The organism is Microbacterium sp. zg.Y1084 (assembly GCF_024623595.1).
In the GTDB taxonomy this organism is placed as follows: Bacteria; Actinomycetota; Actinomycetes; order Actinomycetales; family Microbacteriaceae; genus Microbacterium; species Microbacterium wangruii.
The window spans coordinates 403,195-419,881 of record NZ_JANJGV010000003.1 but is presented as its reverse complement, the minus strand read 5'-3'; the positions used below and the strand labels follow the sequence as shown (position 1 = coordinate 419,881).

General features: G+C 71.3%; 14 protein-coding genes. 9 read left to right on the top strand and 5 right to left on the bottom strand.

The window, feature by feature from the left end; translation table 11 throughout:
• The 4 genes from NQ165_RS06540 to NQ165_RS06525 all read left to right on the top strand — a co-directional run bounded on the left by NQ165_RS06540 (position 1) and on the right by NQ165_RS06525 (position 4,487).
• The gene (locus NQ165_RS06540) at positions 1 to 1,845 is read left to right on the top strand and encodes an iron ABC transporter permease (RefSeq protein ID WP_306816499.1); all 1,845 of its coding nucleotides are present in this window, start codon (positions 1 to 3) and stop codon (positions 1,843 to 1,845) included.
• Positions 1,842 to 2,864: a LacI family DNA-binding transcriptional regulator gene (locus tag NQ165_RS06535; RefSeq protein ID WP_257525976.1), complete on the top strand. Its 1,023-nt coding sequence runs from the start codon at positions 1,842 to 1,844 to the stop codon at positions 2,862 to 2,864. Before NQ165_RS06540 ends, NQ165_RS06535 begins: the two co-directional genes overlap by 4 nt.
• A 43-nt stretch (positions 2,865 to 2,907) precedes the next feature.
• Positions 2,908 to 3,789 carry a metallophosphoesterase gene (locus NQ165_RS06530; RefSeq protein WP_257532108.1) on the top strand — a complete coding sequence of 294 codons (882 nt, stop codon included), beginning with the start codon at positions 2,908 to 2,910 and terminating at the stop codon, positions 3,787 to 3,789.
• Positions 3,790 to 3,878: 89 nt separating this feature from the next.
• The gene (locus NQ165_RS06525) at positions 3,879 to 4,487 is read left to right on the top strand and encodes a flavodoxin family protein (protein WP_257532106.1); all 609 of its coding nucleotides are present in this window, start codon (positions 3,879 to 3,881) and stop codon (positions 4,485 to 4,487) included.
• Positions 4,488 to 4,550: 63 nt separating this feature from the next.
• On the opposite strand, the gene NQ165_RS06520 is transcribed toward NQ165_RS06525, so the two are convergent.
• The gene (locus NQ165_RS06520) at positions 4,551 to 5,837 is read right to left on the bottom strand and encodes an MFS transporter (RefSeq protein ID WP_257532104.1); all 1,287 of its coding nucleotides are present in this window, start codon (positions 5,835 to 5,837) and stop codon (positions 4,551 to 4,553) included.
• 170 nt (positions 5,838 to 6,007) lie between these two features.
• Here NQ165_RS06520 and NQ165_RS06515 point away from each other — a divergent pair, with 170 nt between their 5' ends.
• From NQ165_RS06515 to NQ165_RS06495, 5 genes are all read left to right on the top strand, one after another.
• Entirely contained in the window at positions 6,008 to 7,234 is a 1,227-nt protein-coding gene (locus tag NQ165_RS06515) for an ROK family transcriptional regulator (RefSeq protein ID WP_257525981.1), read from the top strand.
• Positions 7,235 to 7,346: 112 nt separating this feature from the next.
• Positions 7,347 to 8,708, top strand: coding sequence for an extracellular solute-binding protein (locus NQ165_RS06510; protein ID WP_257532102.1), 1,362 nt, complete (start codon positions 7,347 to 7,349; stop codon positions 8,706 to 8,708).
• Between the two features lie 4 nt (positions 8,709 to 8,712).
• Positions 8,713 to 9,648, top strand: a complete 936-nt coding sequence (locus NQ165_RS06505) for a carbohydrate ABC transporter permease (RefSeq protein WP_257532100.1) — start codon at positions 8,713 to 8,715, stop codon at positions 9,646 to 9,648.
• Entirely contained in the window at positions 9,645 to 10,496 is an 852-nt protein-coding gene (locus NQ165_RS06500) for a carbohydrate ABC transporter permease (RefSeq protein WP_257525984.1), read from the top strand. Before NQ165_RS06505 ends, NQ165_RS06500 begins: the two co-directional genes overlap by 4 nt.
• 36 nt (positions 10,497 to 10,532) lie before the next feature.
• Positions 10,533 to 13,568: a glycoside hydrolase family 38 C-terminal domain-containing protein gene (locus NQ165_RS06495; RefSeq protein ID WP_257532098.1), complete on the top strand. Its 3,036-nt coding sequence runs from the start codon at positions 10,533 to 10,535 to the stop codon at positions 13,566 to 13,568.
• Between the two features lie 18 nt (positions 13,569 to 13,586).
• Here the strand turns inward: NQ165_RS06495 and NQ165_RS06490 are convergent, their stop codons facing one another.
• The 4 genes from NQ165_RS06490 to NQ165_RS06475 all read right to left on the bottom strand — a co-directional run bounded on the left by NQ165_RS06490 (position 13,587) and on the right by NQ165_RS06475 (position 16,618).
• Positions 13,587 to 14,294, bottom strand: a complete 708-nt coding sequence (locus tag NQ165_RS06490; RefSeq protein WP_257532095.1) for an NAD-dependent deacylase — start codon at positions 14,292 to 14,294, stop codon at positions 13,587 to 13,589.
• Between the two features lie 9 nt (positions 14,295 to 14,303).
• A complete protein-coding gene (locus tag NQ165_RS06485) occupies positions 14,304 to 15,035 on the bottom strand; it encodes a sulfurtransferase (protein WP_257532093.1) in 732 nt (243 codons plus the stop codon).
• 520 nt (positions 15,036 to 15,555) lie between these two features.
• Complete coding sequence (locus NQ165_RS06480; protein WP_257525997.1) at positions 15,556 to 16,008, bottom strand: SRPBCC family protein; 453 nt, start codon at positions 16,006 to 16,008, stop codon at positions 15,556 to 15,558.
• A 100-nt stretch (positions 16,009 to 16,108) separates the two neighbouring features.
• Positions 16,109 to 16,618 carry an N-acetyltransferase family protein gene (locus NQ165_RS06475; RefSeq protein WP_374679336.1) on the bottom strand — a complete coding sequence of 170 codons (510 nt, stop codon included), beginning with the start codon at positions 16,616 to 16,618 and terminating at the stop codon, positions 16,109 to 16,111.
• Positions 16,619 to 16,687: the final 69 nt, after the last annotated feature.

Here is a 16,687-nt window from a genome sequence, read left to right as displayed (position 1 = left end):
ATGGCGCTGTCCGCTCCCCCGCCCCCGGAGGCCGACGAACTGCCCGCAGCGGCCGCGCCCGTGCCGGCGACCGGCGCTCGCCGCCGGCGCCGCGGGGCCGGCCAGGCCCGCGCCATGCTGCGCTCGCCCATGGTGTGGGTCACCGGTGTCGGGGTGCTGTGGTTCGCCGCCGCGTTCCTGGTGCTGCCGAACCTGACCCTGCTGGGCACGACGTTCTTCCCGGACGGGCAGTTCAGCGTGCGCGCGGTGGAGAAGCTAGTCGGCAGCGAGCGCGCGATGCGCACCCTCGGCAACAGCTTCCTGCTGGCGGTGACCCTGTCGATCACGGTGAACATCGTCGGCGTCTTCATCGTGCTGGTGACCCAGTACTTCCGCATCCGCGGCTCGCGGCTGCTGTGGCTCGGCTATGCGACCACCCTCATCTACGGCGGCATCGTGCTGGCCGCCGGCTACAACTTCATCTACGGCCGGTTCGGGTTCGTGACGAACCTGGCGCTGAACATCTGGCCGGATCTGGACCGCGACTGGTTCTCGGGCTACTTCGCCGTCGTGTTCGTGATGACCTTCGCCACCACGACGAACCACATGCTGTTCCTGTCGTCGTCGCTCGCCAAGATCGACTTCGCCTCGATCGAGGCCGCGAAGCTGATGGGCGCGTCGACATGGACGATCCTGCGGCGCATCGTGCTGCCGGTGATGCGGCCGATGCTGTTCGCGGTGACGGTGCTGACCTTCCTCATCGGCCTGGGTGCGCTGACCGCTCCCCTCGTGCTGGGCGGCCCGGACTTCCAGACCGTCGCGCCCCTCATCGTCGACCTGTCGCGCAGCCCCGTCACCCGGGACATCGCCGCACTTCTGGCGATCGTGCTGGGACTGGCGACGATCGTGCTGCTGGCGATCATGAACCGCGCCGAGAAGTCCGGCGTGTACTTCTCGGTCGCCAAGGTCGCCACGCCGATCCAGAAGCAGCCGATCCCGAACCCCGTCGCCAACGCCGCCGTGCACGTGCTGGCCTACCTCGTGTGGCTGATCTACCTCATCCCGGTCGTGCTGATCGTGCTGTTCTCCTTCGTGGATGCCCGCAGCATCCTCGCCGGCAGCATCACGCTCGACAGCTTCACGCTGCAGAACTACATCACGGTGTTCACCACCCCGGGCGCGATCCGGCCGTTCATCGTCAGCGTGGTCTACAGCGCCGTCGCGGCGATCATCGTGGTGGTGGGGCTCCTCTTCGTCGCCCGCGTGCTGCAGCGCTACCGCAACCCGCTCACGTCGCTCATCGAGTACGTGCTGCACATCCCGTGGATCCTGCCCACGGTGCTCATCGCGCTCGGGCTGGTCATGACCTTCGACAAGCCGAACGCCTGGGTGGGCAACGCCGTGCTCACCGGCACGCCGGCGCTGCTGCTGGTGGCGTACATCGTCATCAAGATCCCGTTCACCCTGCGCCTGCTGAAGGCGGCGTTCGCGTCCGTGCCCGATTCGCTCGAGGACGCCTCACGCATCCTCGGCGCCAAGTCGCTGACGGCGTTCCGCCGGGTCATCATCCCGCTCGTGCTGCCCACGGCCGCCGCCATCACCGCACTCAACTTCAACAGCCTGCTCGACGACTACGACGCGGCGATCTTCCTCTACCACCCGCTCTACAAGCCGCTCGGCGTGGCGATCCAGGAGAGCACCCGCGGCGAGAACAACCTCGACGCGATGCCGATCACCTTCGTCTACACCGTGCTGCTCATGATCATCATGGGACTGGTTATGTACTTCGTGTACGGTCGCGGATCCCGCGCCGGATCGCCGCGGCGCCGGCGTGCGCCGCGGACCGGCAGGGGAACCGCCCGATGAGCGACATGCCCGACCGCGCGCCGCTGCGCGTGACCGTCAGCGACGTCGCCGCGGCGGCGGGAGTGTCGCGGGCCACCGCCACCCGGGCGTTGAAGGGCGAGGGGCGCTTCGCCGCCGAGACCCGCGCGCGCATCCTCGAGATCAGCGAGCGGCTGGGATACGTCCCCAACACGATGGCCGCCGAGCTCGCCGCCGGCCGCACCGGCACGGTCGGCCTCATGCTCCGCGACGCGAGCAACCCGGCCTACGGCCTGCTCTTCTCACGGCTGCAGGACGAAGCGGATCGGCGCGACCTCGACCTGGTCACCATCACGATCGGCGCCGACCGCGGGGGCACCCAGCAGGTCACCGCGCTGCACCGGCTGCTCGGAATGCGGGTCGCGGGCCTCATCGTCGCCACTGGCGGCGTGACGAATGCCCAGCTCGAGCCCTTCGCCGACCAGGTGCCGATCATCCGGGCCGGCCGCGACGCCACCGGCGAGCGCCTGCACTCCATCGCCTACGACGAACAGGCGCACGGCACGCTGCTCGCCGCGCACGTCCAGGCGCTCGGACACCGCCGCGTCGCCGTGCTCGACACCGACCCTGCAGCCTCGTTCCCCGAGCACGTGCGTGCCCGCGCGATGCGGGAGCACCTGGAATCCGCCGGCGTCGAGGTGACAGTGGTGCCCGTGGGGGCGCGTCCGACCGAGGGCGTCGATACGGCGCTCGCGCTGGCATCCGCCCGCCGCATCACCGCCGTGCTGTGCCCGTCGGACTACCGTCAGCTCGCCGTGCTCCGCGCCGCGCGCGCCGCAGGCATCGACGTCCCCGGCGACCTCAGCGTCACGGGGTGCGACGGCATCCTCCCCGGAGCGGACCTGCTCGGGCTGACCACGGTGCGCATCCCGGTCGAGGACATCGCGCGCGGCACGATCGAGGCCATGACCCACCTGCTCGACGCCGACGGAGACGGCGTGATCCGCCGCTCGTACGCCGGTCCCCTCGTCCCCGGCACGACCGCGGCGACACCCGCCTGACGCGCCGCGAGACTGCCCGAGACTCCCCCCGGAGGAAACACCGATGATCCGCACCGAGCACCCCCGGCCGTCGGCCGTGTTCGTGCACCTGGCCGACAGCCACCTGCCCGGCGAGCCATCCCCGCTGTACGGCGCCGCCGACGCCGACGGCCACCTCGCCGCGATCCTCGCCGGCCTCGAGGAGAGCGGCCTGCGACCCGACGCGCTGCTGCTCGCAGGCGACCTGGTGGATCGCGGTGACCGGTCGGCGTACCGGCGGCTGCGTGCCCTCGTCGAGCCCGTGGCCGAGCGCCTCGGCGCCGCCGTGGTGTGGGCGCCGGGCAACCACGACGACCGCGCCGCGATGCGGGCGGAGCTGCCGCTGGACGACGCCGCAGACCCGGCATCCCCGGTGTGCTTCGTCCGCTGGTTCGGCGGGCTGCGTGTGCTGGTGCTCGATTCGACGGTTCCCGGGGAGCACTGGGGCGAGATCGGCCCGGTGCAGGAGGCGTGGCTGCGCGACGAGCTGTCGCGGCCGGCGCCGGAGGGGAGCCTGCTCGTCATGCACCATCCGCCGCTGCCGACGGTGCTCGATCTCGCCGTGACCGTCGAGCTGAGGGGGCAGGCCGCGCTGGCGGACGTGCTGCGCGGATCGGATGTGCGCGCGATCCTCTCGGGGCACGTGCACCACCCGTCGTTCGGGACCTTCGCCGGCATCCCGGTGGCCGTCGCATCGTCGAGCGCGTACGGGCAGGACCTCGCGACGGCGGTCGGGTCGACGCGGGGGCAGGATGCCGCGCAGGGGTACAACCTGGTGCAGGTGTATCCCGGCACCATCGTGCACTCCCCCGTGGCGCTCCAGCGGGGGTCGACCGTGGGAGAGCACGTCCCGGCGGAGGAGGCGGCGCGCCGCATCGCCGCCGCGGGCATCGCCTGGCGCGAGTGAGCCCTCGCGCCGCCGAGTGAGTGCTGTCAACCCCTGGGACGGGGGCGGGGCGGGTTCCTAGCGTGGAACGGACGAACGAAAGGACCCCCATGCTCCGCGCCCTCGTGCTCAACTGCACCCTCAAGCCTTCCCCCGCCGAATCCAGCACCGACCTGCTGGCCCAGCAGGTGCTCGACGCCCTCGCCCGCCACGGCGCGCAGGGCGAGACCGTCCGCGTCGTCGACCACGACGTCAAGCCCGGCGTCGAGGCCGACATGGGCGACGGCGACGCATGGCCGGCGATCCGCGAGCGCGTGCTGGCATCCGACATCGTCGTCTTCGCCACGCCCACCTGGGTCGGGCACATGTCCAGCGTCGCCCAGCGGGTGATCGAGCGGCTGGATGCCGAGATCTCGGAGACCGACGACGAGGGCCGGCCGCTCCTGGCGGGAAAGGTGGCGGTCGTGGCCGTCGTCGGCAACGAGGACGGAGCGCACGCCGTCATCGCCGACGCCTTCCAGGGGCTGAACGACGTCGGCTTCACGATCCCGTCGCAGGGCGGCGTCTACTGGAACGGCGAGGCCATGCACACCACCGACTACAAAGACCTCGATGAGACGCCGGAGACGGTGGCGACGACCACCGAGACCCTCGCCCGTCATGCGGCGCACCTCGCGACCCTGCTGAGGGAGCGCCCCTTCCCCGCTCCGGCCGCCTGACCGGGGCTCGGGCGGCGGGGGGGGGACCGTGCGGGCCGAGCCGACCAGCGGGACGCGCCCCGCTCAGCCGAGGTCGGGCGTGGGCGCGAGCGACGGCGTGAGCGGATGCCGCTCAGGCACCGCCGTGCGGCGCATCCCGCGCTCGACCCCGAGGTTCGCCACGGCCAGCACCAGCACGAGGGCCGCCGCCACGAGCGGCAGGACCATCGCCGCGGCGGCGCCCAACTCCTCGGCGATCGCCCCCGTCACGGCCGAGGCGAGCGACTGCGCGAGCGCGACCGACGATCCGAGCACCGTCATGATCGTCGCGGTGCGTCCGAGCGGAGCCCGCGCCCCCGCGAGGCTGAACAGCGTCACCAGCGTCGGTCCGACGCCCAGGCCCATGATCACGAGCGCCACGGTGACCGCGCTGACCGTCGTGCTCAGCGTGAAGGCCGCGGTGGCCGCCACGAGCACGCCCGCGAACAGCATCCAGCGCCACCGCAGCGCGAACCGGGGCGGCAGCGCGGCGACCGCGAGAGCAAGCACCGCCGAGCCGATGCCCATGATGCCGTAGAGCAGCGCCGCGGAGTCGACGTCACCCTGCTCCGCCATGAACGACGTCAGCGAGGTCAGGGTGGCGCCGAAGAAGGCGCCGACGGCGAACGTGGCGGCCACGAGCACGACGACCGGCAGGCGCAGCAGCGCGCGCGCGGGCGCGATCTCGGCGGGACCGTCATCGGGACCGACGCCGGCACGGGCGGTGGGATGCAGCGCGAACGCGGTCACGAAGACGAAGCTCAGCGCCGCAGCCCCCGCGATGGGCGCCCAGGGGGCGATGAAGGATGCGAGAACTCCGACGACCACCGGACCGATCACGAACGCGGTCTCGTCGGCGGCCGACTCGTAGGCCATCGTGCGCGAGAACGCGCGCGCGCGGCGGGGGGCGGCCAGGCGCTCGCGGATGATCGCCATCAGCCTGCTGCGCGACATCGCCGCCGCCTGCGGCGCGGACGTCCCGATGAGCAGCGCCGCCAGCAGCAGCAGCCAGGTCGGCGGCAGCACCGACACGACGAACGGAAAGGATGCCAGCAGCGCGCTGTTGGCCAGGCCGAGCGGCACCAGCACGCGCCGCTGGCCGTGCCGGTCGACGAGGTCACCGACGATGGGGCCGGCGAGGACGGTGCCGATGCCGACCGCGGCGGAGGTGAGCCCGCCGAGGGCCACCGACCCCGTGACCGAGACGACGAGCGTCAGCACACCGACGACCATCATGGCGAACGGCAAACGTGCGAGGAAGGCGATCGGGAAGTACCACGGCCCGGTGTGGGCGATGACGGGGCGATCGTCGGGAGCGACGGAAACGGACATGGTGAAGACCTCGGTTCGACGGCGGAGGGAGATGTGCCGCCTTGCCTTTCCAGCAGGTAGATGCACCGTGTCGTGCGTCGGAGAGCCCGGACGCACCGTCACCAGGATACCAAGCCGTCGCTCACCGGGCACTACGCTCGAGGGACGACCCCGACGAAGCAGGTGCGCACATGACTCCTCGCGGCGCCAATCAGCCGAGCGTGGGCGGGTTCAACCAGTCGGTGATCCTCGACCAGATCCGCCGCTCCGGCGGTCTCAGCCGGGTGGAGCTCGCCGCCCTCACCGGCCTGTCCGCTCAGACGGTGTCGAACATCACGCAGCGCCTCCTGGATGCCGGCATCGTCGCAGAAGCCGGGCGGACCTCGGTCACCCCCGGCCCCGGGAAGCCCCGCACGACGCTGCGTCTCGCACCGGGGAGCCGCTTCGCCGTCGGAGTGCATCTGGATCCGTCGATCATCAGCTTCGTGCTGCTCGGCATCGATGGGGAGGTTGTCGCCGCGCGCCACCGCCCCACCCCCGACGCGAACGACCCCGAGCGCACCGAGCGGCTGATCACCGCCGAGCTCGAGCGCCTGATCGCCGACTCCGGGGTCGATCGCTCCCGCATCGTGGGAGTGGGCATCGCCGCGCCCGGTCCGATCGACGCCGAGCGGGGCGTGGTCGTCGATCCGCCCAACCTCGGCGGCTGGCACCGCGTGCCCCTGCGCGATGCCGTGGCCGCGGCGACCGGCTTCCCCGTCGTGCTCGACAAGGACGTCACCGCCGCCGCGGTCGGCGAGCGGTGGGTGTCCGCCGCCACCGCCCGCAGCTTCGCCTTCCTGTACCTCGGCACCGGTCTGGGCGTCGGTCTGATGGTCTCCGACGACATCGTGCGCGGCGGGTCGGGCAACGCCGGCGAGATCGGCCACATCGTCGCCGATCCGGACGGCGTGCCGTGCGCGTGCGGGCTGCGCGGCTGCGTCGCGGTCAGCTGCACGCCGGCGGCCCTGGTCGCCGAAGCGGAGTCGCTCGGCATCCTTCCAGCCGGGCGCACCGCAGCCGATCCGTTCACGATCGACCTCGCGCTGACCGAACTGGTCGCCCGCGCCGCCACCGACGCCGCCGCCGACGCGCTGCTGCGGCGGGCCGCCGATCACGTGGCCCGCGCACTGTCGGTGGTGTGCAACCTGCTCGACGTCGATCGCGTCGTGCTCGGCGGGCCGGCGTGGCGGCGACTGGCGCCCTGGTACGCCACCGGCATCCCCGCGGCGCTCGACGAGCTGCGCGTCGCCCGGGGCCTGCATGACGTGCGCGTGTCCGGCACGGCGCTCGGCGACGACGTGGGCGCGATCGGCGCGGCGTGTCTCGTCCTTGATGAGGCGCTCACGCCGAGGCCGACGTCATTGTTGCTGAATTGATACCGACGATGCTGGACAGCCTTTAAGTCCATCCGATTGACTTAATCTCCCGGTCAGGTGTGAACCCGCCCCGTCCGGTGCCCGTATCCGGGTGAAGCAAAGGAGCAGCACCATGAGGGCCACATCCACCGTCATCGCCACCGTCGGCGTTCTCGCTCTGACCGTCACGCTCGGCGGGTGCTCCGCCGGCGGGGCCGAGAGCGACGAGAACACCGTCACGGTCGTCTACTCCAAGACCGATTCGTTCACCGCCCTCGACACCCTGCTCACCCAGGCCAAGGAGCAGTTCGAGGCCGAGAACGAGGGCGTCACGATCGACCTGCAGCCGATCACCGCCACCGACGACGAGTACAAGACGCGCCTGCAGCTGTCGCTGGGTTCCCCCGACACCGCTCCCGACGTCTTCTACGAGGACACCTTCAACGTGCGCAGCGACGTCGAGGCCGGCTACCTGCTCAACCTCGACGAGTACCTCGCCGATTGGGACGACTGGGGCATGTTCGACGAGGCGGCCAAGACCGCCGGCCAGGGCGAGGACGGCAGCATCTACGCGCTGCCCCTGGGCACCGACACCCGCGTCATCTGGTACAACACGAACGTGATGGATGCCGCCGGCATCGAGGTCCCCTGGCAGCCGGAGACGTGGGACGACATCCTCGACGCGGCGGCGAAGATCAAGGCCAGCCAGCCCGACGTCGTGCCGTTCAACATGTACGCCGGCACGGGCACGGGCGAGGGCACCGTGATGCAGGGCTTCTACGAGCTGCTCTACGGCACGGGTGACGGCACCGGGCTCTACGACGACGCCGAGGGCAAGTGGATCGTCGAGTCGCAGGGCTTCGTCGACGCGCTGACCTTCCTCGAGACCCTCTACTCCGAGGGCTACGCCGTCTCCCCCGACCGCGCGCTGGACCCGAACGTCTGGCAGGCGGTGTTCGGCGAGATGTTCCCGCAGGACGGCCTCGGCGCCACCGTGGAGGGCTCCTACACCCCGTCGTTCTGGGAAGAGGGCGGCGCCTACCCGTGGCCCGAGTACGGCGACGTGATGCAGGTGGCGCTGTTCCCCACGCAGGACGGCCAGGACCCCGGCGGCGTGAGCATGTCGGGCGGCTGGACCCTCGCGGCATCCGCCGAGACCGATGTGCCCGACCTCGCCGTCGAGTTCCTGCAGACGGTGCTCAACCAGGAGAACTCGCTCTGGTACGCCATCAACAACGCACAGATCGCGGTGCGCACGGACGTGGCTTCGGACCCGACCTACCTCGAGGCGAACCCGTTCGTCGGGGACGTGTCGGAGGCGGTGTCGGTGACGCACTTCCGCCCCGCCAACAGCGATTACCCGCAGATCTCCGTCGCTGTGCAGGAGGCGACCGAGGCCGTCATCACCGGCCAGCAGACTGCCGCGGAGGCCGCGGCCGCCTACGACGACGCGGTGCGTCGCATCGTGGGCGACGAGAAGGTCATCGCTCAGTGACGCGATGACGACGACCACGATCGGACCGGCGGAAGGAACGCGCGCCAAGCGCAGGAGCCGCATCAGCAGAGGGGCGACGCCCGCCAGAGCGTTGCCGCTGGTGCCGGCCGGGGGGCTGCTCCTGGTGTTCCTCGCCGGTCCGATCGTGTGGGCCCTCTACGGGTCGCTGACCGACCGGGCGCTCAGCGGAGCGCGGGCGGCCAACCCGCAGTTCATCGGCTTCGACAACTACGTGCGCCTGTTCGCCGACCCCGTCCTCCCGCTGTCGATCGGTATCACGGTGGCGTTCGTGGTGGGATCGGCGATCATCGGCCAGAACGTGCTGGGACTGCTGCTGGCGGTGCTGTTCCGTGTGGGCAGCCGCGCGGTGACCGGCGCGGTCGGCGTGCTCGTGGTGACCGCCTGGGTGCTGCCGGAGATCGTCGCGGCGTTCATCGGCTACGCCTTCCTCTCCGCGGACGGCACCCTCAACGCGCTGCTGGCCGGCATCGGCATCGCCGGGCCGAACTGGCTCTACGCCTTCCCCCTCGTGGCCATCATCGTCGCCAACACCTGGCGGGGCACGGCGTTCTCGATGATGATCTACCGCGCGGCGCTGGACGACGTGCCGCTGGAGGTGATCGAGTCGTCGATGATCGACGGCGCCGGTGCCTGGCAGCGGCTGCGACTGATCACCCTGCCGATGATCCGCCCGACGATCTTCACCAACCTCATGCTGACCACCCTGCAGACGCTGTCGGTGTTCACCCTCATCTGGGTGATGACCAAGGGCGGTCCCGGCAGCCTGTCCAGCACCCTCCCCGTGCTCGCCTACACCGAGGCGTTCCAGTTCGGGGACATCGGCTACGGCAACGCGATCGCCGTCGTCATGCTCGTGCTGGGCGCGGTCTTCTCCATCGGCTACGTCGTGTCGCTGCGCGGCGGCGGGGAGCGCCCATGAGCGCGCGCGTCGCCAGCGTCGCCGCGCCCACCCGGCGCTCGACCAAGCTCTGGGCCGACCTCGTGCTCGCCGTCATCGGCGTGGTCTTCCTGCTGCCCCTGGCATGGGTCGTGCTGGCCGCCTTCGACGCGCAGGCGTCGTATCAGGTGAAGATCCCGGCCGAGCCCACGCTGCAGAACTTCGCCGACGTGCTCACGCCGCAGCTCACCCTGATGCCGTTGCTGAGCAGTCTGCTGCTGTCCACCGCCGCCGCGGCGATCACCGTGGTCGTCGCGATCCTCGCCGCGTACCCGCTGTCGCGCTACCGCTCCCGCTTCAACGGCCCCTTCCTCTACGGGGTGCTCTTCGCCAGCTGCCTGCCGATCACGGCGATCATGGTGCCGGTCTACAGCCTGTTCGTGCAGCTGCGCCTCATCAACCAGCCGTGGGCCGTCGCCCTCTTCCTCGCCGCGAGTTCGCTGCCGATGGCGCTGTGGATGACGAAGAACTTCATGGACTCGGTGCCCATCAGCCTCGAGGAGGCCGCATGGGTCGACGGCGCGAGCGCCATGACGGCGCTGCGCCGCATCGTCGTGCCGCTGATGCGCCCGGCGATCAGCGTGGTGTTCGTCTTCGTCTTCCTGCAGGCGTGGGGCAACTTCTTCGTGCCGTTCGTGCTGCTGTACTCGCCGGACTGGCAGCCGGCGGCGGTGTCGATCTACGCGTTCTTCGGTCAGTACGGCACGGTGGCGTACGGTCGCCTGGCAGCCTATTCGCTCGTCTACTCCCTCCCCGTGCTCGGGTTGTACCTGCTCGTCACGCGCGGCCTGGGCGGCTCGTTCGCCCTGGCCGGCGCGGTCAAGGGCTGACCCTCCCCCGTCCACTCAGATCGGAAGCTCCCCGTCATGCACCGCAACGACCGCCTCGCCCTTCAGCGCATCGACCGGCTCAGCCGGGACCGGCTCGCCGGCGCGCTGTACCGGGCGACTGCACCGCTGACGATCACGGCGTGGGAGGTGCCCGGCGAGCCGGTGCCTTTCGCCGACGCGCTGGCCGCCGAGTACGGGCCGTTCGAGGTGGGGCAGGCCTGGGGGCGTCCGTGGGGCACGGTGTGGTTCCACGTCACCGGCACGGTGCCTGCGGGCTGGCGCGAGCAGGCGGGCACCCTGGTCGAGCTCGTCGCCGACCTCGGCTTCGACGCGTCGGCACCCGGGTTCCAGGCCGAAGCGCTGGTCTACCGCCCCGACGGCAGCATCGTGAAGGCGATCGAGCCCCGCAACGCAGCGGTGCCGATCGAGGCCGACCAGATCGACCTGTACATCGAGGCCGCCGCAAACCCGAGCGTGGCCGGCACGTTCACCTTCGAGCCGACCCCGCTGGGCGATCCCGCCACCGCCGGCGGTGAGCCGCTGTACCGGCTCACCCGGCTGGACCTGGGCCTGCACGACCGCGAGGTGTGGGAGCTCACCCAGGACGTCGTCGCGCTGCGGGGACTCGTCGACGAGCTCGACCCTGCGCGCACCCGGCACGCGCGCGTGATCGCGGCCCTGGGCCGCGCCGTCGACGCCCTCGACCCCGACGATGTCGCCGGCACCGCCGCCGAGGCGCGCGCCGCGCTGCGCGACGTGCTGGACTCGCCGGCGGCGGCATCCTCGCACCGCATCACCGCCGTCGGCCACGCCCACATCGACTCGGCGTGGCTCTGGCCGGTGCGCGAGACCGCGCGCAAGGTCGCGCGCACGTTCGCGAACGTGCTGGACCTCATCGAGCGCGACGAGGAGTTCGTCTTCGCCGCGTCGTCGGCGCAGCAGTACGCGTGGCTCGAGGAGCACCAGCCCGCCCTGTTCTCACGGCTCGCCGAGGCGGTGCGGGCCGGACGCTTCGTGCCCGTGGGCGGGATGTGGGTGGAATCGGACACGAACATGCCCGGTTCCGAGGCGCTGGCCCGGCAGTTCATCGAGGGCAAGCGCTTCTTCCTGGAGAAGTTCGGCGTCGAGCCTCTCGAAGTGTGGCTCCCCGACTCCTTCGGGTACTCCGCCGCCCTGCCGCAGATCATCGCGCAGGCGGGGTCGCGCTGGTTCCTCACCCAGAAGATCTCGTGGAACGAGACCAACCGGATGCCGCACCACACCTTCCTGTGGGAGGGCATCGACGGCACGCGCGTGTTCACCCATTTCCCGCCGGTGGACACCTACAACTCCGACCTGTCGGCCGCGGACCTCGCCCGCGCGGAGCGGCAGTTCGCCGAGAAGGCGCACACCGACCATTCCCTCGTGCCGTTCGGCTGGGGCGACGGCGGCGGCGGCCCGACGCGCGAGATGGTCGCCGCGGCCCGCCGCACCGCCGACCTCGAGGGCTCGCCGCGCGTGCGCATGGCCGCACCGGAGACGTTCTTCCGCGAGGCCGAGGCCGAGTACCCCGACCCGCCGGTGTGGTCGGGCGAGCTGTATCTGGAGTATCACCGCGGCAGCTACAGCGCGCAGGCGCGCACCAAGCGCGGCAACCGGCGCAGCGAGCACCTGCTGCGGGCGGCGGAGCTGTGGGCGACTCTCGCCACCGTGCGCACCGGCGCCGCCTATCCCGCCGAGCGGCTGCGCCGCCTCTGGCGCACCGTGCTGCTGCAGCAGTTCCACGACATCCTGCCGGGCACGTCGATCGCGTGGGTGCACCAGGAAGCCGAGCAGACCTACGCCGCGGTCGCCGCCGAGCTCGCCGAGATCATCGACACGGCGCTTGCGACGCTGGCCGGGGAGGGGACTCTCCCGCTCGCGGCCAACGCCGCGCCGGTGGTGCTGAGCGACGCCCCCGCACTGGGTGCCGCCGCCGCAGCCGAGGCGGCTCCGGCATCCGTGCGGGCGACGGACGACGGCTGGGTGCTGGAGCATCCCCGCGCGCGCTGGCTTCTCGATGCCCGCGGCGCCGTGGTGGGCGGGCACGACCTCGTCGCCGACCGGCACCTTGTAGACCCGTCTCGTCCGGCCGGCGTGCTGCAGCTGTTCCGGGACACGCCCCGAGACTGGGATGCCTGGAACATCGACGCGGAGGATGCCGCCCTCGGCACAGACCTGCGGGACGCGGAATCGGTGTCGACCACCGCCGATGGAGCGGGCGTCGTCGTCATCCGTCGCTTCGGGGCGTCACGGGTGGAGCAGGAGTTCCGCGTCGACGCCGCCAGCGGGGCGCTGGACATCACCGTGCGCCTGGACTGGCACGAGCGGCAGAAGATGCTCAAGCTCGCCTTCCCGCTGCAGCTGCGCGCCGAGCGCACCGAGTCCGAGATCCAGTTCGGTCACGTGTCGCGCCCGGTGCACGCCAACACGACGTGGGATGCCGCGAAGTTCGAGACCGTCGCACACCGCTGGATCCGCGTGGTCGAAGGAGGCTACGGCGTGAGCATCGCCAACGACGCCAGCTACGGTCACGACGTGCGGCGCGGCGACGGCGCTGCGGGCGGTGCGCACACGGTCGCCCGCGTGACGCTCGTGCGGGCCCCGCTGTTCCCCGACCCGGGAGCCGACCAGGGCAGGCACGAGTTCACGGTGTCGCTGCGGCCGGGCGCCGACGTCGCCGATGCCGTCGCCGACGGGTTCCGGCTGAACCTGCCGCCGGTGCAGCTGACCGGTGCGCGCCCCATCGAGCCGGCGCTGACGGTCGATGACCGCGGGGTGGTCGTGGAGGCGGTCAAGCTCGCCGACGACGGCTCCGGCGATGTCGTGGTGCGGCTGTACGAAGCGCGGGGGTCGCCGCGCCGGGCGCCGCTGCGCCGGGGGTTCGCGTGGGCGGGCGTCGAGCAGGTCGACCTGCTCGAGCGCCCGGTCGCGGCGACGGTGCTCGGCACCGTGTCCGACGGCACGATCGCGCTGCACCTGCAGCCGTTCCAGCTCGCCACCCTGCGCCTTCGCCGCAGCGCGCTGAGCGAGAGCAGTAGCGTCGGCGCGTGATGACCCGTCAGGGCGGTTCTACGCGGGCCGCTCGCCAGACAGGCGACGCTGCACGTACGCCGGCACGACGACGGACGCCGGGCCGAGCACGACCTCGTCGAACAGCGACGTGTCCTCGTGGGTCTCGAGATTCAGCAGCGCCGTCTTCGCCCCCACGACGCCGGCGAGGGCGTGCAGGGTGGATGCCGGTGAGACGTTTCCCGACGTGCCGATGACCCAGAACTCCTCGCACTGGCCGACGGCGTCGTAGATCTCGTCGAGGTGGTGCACCTGCTCGCCGAACCAGACGACGTCGGGCCGCAGGGTGCGGTGTCCGCACGCGGGGCACGGTGGTTCGTCGGCGAGGTCGTCGGCCCATGGCATCCGCTGCCCGCAGGTCGTGCACAGGGCGCTGTCCAGTTGTCCGTGGATGTGGATGACGTTGCGCGAACCCGCCCGCTCGTGCAGGTCGTCGACGTTCTGCGTGACGATCAGCACCTCACCGTCGAGGCCGCGTTCCAGGTCGGCGAGCGCACGATGGGCCGCGTTGGGCTCTGCCGCCCGCGCCGCGCGGCGCCGCTGGTCGTAGAAGGCGTGGACGAGAGCCGGATTGCGGGCGAACCCCTCCGGGGTCGCGACGTCCTCGATGCGGTGCTCCTCCCACAGCCCATCGGCTGCGCGGAAGGTGGCGAGCCCCGACTCCGCCGAGATTCCCGCGCCCGTGAGGACGACGATGCGCGCGGTCATACCGCGACGCTACCCGCGGGGAGCGAGGTCGGGCGAGAGGGCTTCGCGCCCGTCGAAGACGAAGCACTCCCCCGCCCAGTGGTCGCCGCCGACGTGCTCGAAGTAGCCGAGGATGCCGCCCTCGAGCTGGAACGCGTCGACGCCCTCCTCGCGCAGGTGGATGGCCGCCTTCTCGCAGCGGATGCCACCGGTGCAGAAGCTCACCACCGTCTTGCCCGCCAGATCGTCGCGATGCGAGGCTGCGGCATCCGGAAACTGCGTGAACCGCTCGATGCCCCAGTCCACGGCACCGCGGAACGTGCCGTAACCGACCTCGAACGCATTGCGGGTGTCCAGCAGCACGACCTCGCGGCCGTCGTCGTCGTGCCCCTGATCGAGCCAGCGCCGCAGCGTCGCCGGCGCGACGGCGGGCGCGCGCCCCGCCTCGGGACGGATGGTGGGACGATCCATGCGGATGATCTCGCGCTTGACCTTGACGAGCATCTTGCCGAAGGGCTGACCCGCCGACCAGCTCTCCTTGGTCGTGAGCGCGGCGAGTCTCGTGTCCGCACGAAGGTCGTCGACGAAGCCGCGCACCCCGTCGGCCTCGCCCGCGAGGAAGAGGTTGATCCCCTCCTCTGCCAGCAGGATGGTGCCCTTCAGCCCTGCGGCGAGTGCCCGCTCGCGCAGGACCGGCCGCAGCGCCGCGGGGTCCTCGAGCCGCGTGAAGAGATAGGCGGAGACGTTGAGGACGGCGCGCACGTCCTCCAGCTTACGGAGCCGTCGACAGCGGGGTCGCCGTCGACAGCGGGGTCGCCGGCGTGGCTGCGGCGTGGTTGCGGCGTGGCTGCGGGGTCGCCGGCGTGGCGACTCTCGAAATTTCAGCATCCTCTCTCTTCGTCATGGGAGTTCCCGCTCACACGGCCCGCCGCTGGCCGATGGCTGCCCGCCGCAGCGCCTCGCGACAGTCCGGCACCCTCCCCTGTTCGTCATGTGAGTTCCCGCTCACACGGCCCGCCGATTGATTCCGCGCGCGGCGCTTCAGCGCGCGGGCCACGGGGCGGCCGCACGCCTCCCACGAAGACGTGTGAACCGGAACTCACATGAGAAATAGAGAAGGCAACGACGGTGAGACGCGGACGCGGACGCGGACGCGGATGACGAAGAACGGACGCGCTCGGCGCAGGACGCGAACAACGCGAACGACTCGGGGACGGCGTACGAACGAAACCCCGCTGGCCCGCAGAGCGGCGCGACGGGGTCTCGGAGCGTATGAGGAGCGTCAGCTGACGTCGCCGCGCCAGGCTCCCGTCTCCGTGCCACGCGCCTCGATGAACTTCTTGAACTCCTTGAGGTCCTTCTTCACGGCGTGGTCATCCCAGCCGATCGCAGCGCCCACCTTCTCGGCGAAACCCTCGGGCTCCCAATCGAGCTGCACGGTGACGCGGCTCTTCGTGTCGTCGAGGCGGTGGAAGGTCACGACTCCGGCGTGGTTCACGTCACCGGTGATGCTGTTCCATGCGACGCGCTCGTCGGGGTGCTGCTCGGTGATCTTCGCGGTGAACTCCCGCTCGACGCCCGCCATCGTCACCTTCCAGTGCGTCGTCTCGTCGTCCGTCTGCGTGATGGAGTCGACGAAGTCGAGGAACTGGGGAAAGGACTCGAACTGCGTCCACTGGTTGTAGGCGACGGACACGGGCACGTCGACGTCGATGCTCTCGGTGATGCGAGCCATGGGGCATACCTTCCTTCGCACGGGTCTGATGACTGTCTGGTGCCATCGTGTCCCGCGCCGCGACCCGCGATGAAGGGGTTGCCCGGCGGTGGAGCGTCTGTTAGGCCCGCGCGCGGCGGCTCAGCGCGGCGAGCGCATCCCCGGTGAGGCGCTGACTCGTCCACTCCGCGAGCGGCTCGGCGCCGAGCGAGCGGTAGAACGCGACCGACGGCTCGTTCCAATCCAGCACGGTCCACTCCAGGCGGGAATATCCGCGCTCGGTGCACACCGCCGCCAGCTGGGCGATGAGCCCCAGCCCGTAACCGCGGCCACGGTGCTCCTCAGCCACATACAGGTCCTCGAGCCAGATCCCGTGCCGGCCGGTCCAGGTGGAGTACGTGAGGAACCAGATCGCGATACCGGCGATCTCGCCGTCGCGCTCGACCACGTGCGCGAACACCCGCGGCTCGGGCCCGAACAGCGCCTCCCGCAGGGCGGACTCCGTGTTCTCGACGGCATCCGGTTCGCGCTCGTAGACGGCGAGGTCGTGGATGCGGGCCAGGATGCCGGACGCGTCGCCGGGGCGGGCGGCGCGCAGCACGGCGCCGTCGTCGAAGGTGCGCAGGATCACGGCATCGAGCCTAGAGCGCCAAGGCCGAGGGCCCGGCCAAGGCCGAGGGCCCGTCCAAGGCCGAGGCCG

Excerpts from the sequence above, each read along its gene's own strand:
- NQ165_RS06490 (WP_257532095.1), bottom strand. The coding sequence starts at position 14,294 with ATGACCGCGCGCATCGTCGTCCTCACGGGCGCGGGAATCTCGGCGGAG.
- NQ165_RS06505 (WP_257532100.1), top strand. The coding sequence starts at position 8,713 with ATGACGACGACCACGATCGGACCGGCGGAAGGAACGCGCGCCAAGCGC.
- NQ165_RS06495 (WP_257532098.1), top strand. The coding sequence starts at position 10,533 with ATGCACCGCAACGACCGCCTCGCCCTTCAGCGCATCGACCGGCTCAGC.
- NQ165_RS06535 (WP_257525976.1), top strand. The coding sequence starts at position 1,842 with ATGAGCGACATGCCCGACCGCGCGCCGCTGCGCGTGACCGTCAGCGAC.
- NQ165_RS06500 (WP_257525984.1), top strand. The coding sequence starts at position 9,645 with ATGAGCGCGCGCGTCGCCAGCGTCGCCGCGCCCACCCGGCGCTCGACC.
- NQ165_RS06530 (WP_257532108.1), top strand. The coding sequence starts at position 2,908 with ATGATCCGCACCGAGCACCCCCGGCCGTCGGCCGTGTTCGTGCACCTG.
- NQ165_RS06510 (WP_257532102.1), top strand. The coding sequence starts at position 7,347 with ATGAGGGCCACATCCACCGTCATCGCCACCGTCGGCGTTCTCGCTCTG.
- NQ165_RS06515 (WP_257525981.1), top strand. The coding sequence starts at position 6,008 with ATGACTCCTCGCGGCGCCAATCAGCCGAGCGTGGGCGGGTTCAACCAG.
- NQ165_RS06540 (WP_306816499.1), top strand. The coding sequence starts at position 1 with ATGGCGCTGTCCGCTCCCCCGCCCCCGGAGGCCGACGAACTGCCCGCA.
- NQ165_RS06480 (WP_257525997.1), bottom strand. The coding sequence starts at position 16,008 with ATGGCTCGCATCACCGAGAGCATCGACGTCGACGTGCCCGTGTCCGTC.
- NQ165_RS06525 (WP_257532106.1), top strand. The coding sequence starts at position 3,879 with ATGCTCCGCGCCCTCGTGCTCAACTGCACCCTCAAGCCTTCCCCCGCC.
- NQ165_RS06520 (WP_257532104.1), bottom strand. The coding sequence starts at position 5,837 with ATGTCCGTTTCCGTCGCTCCCGACGATCGCCCCGTCATCGCCCACACC.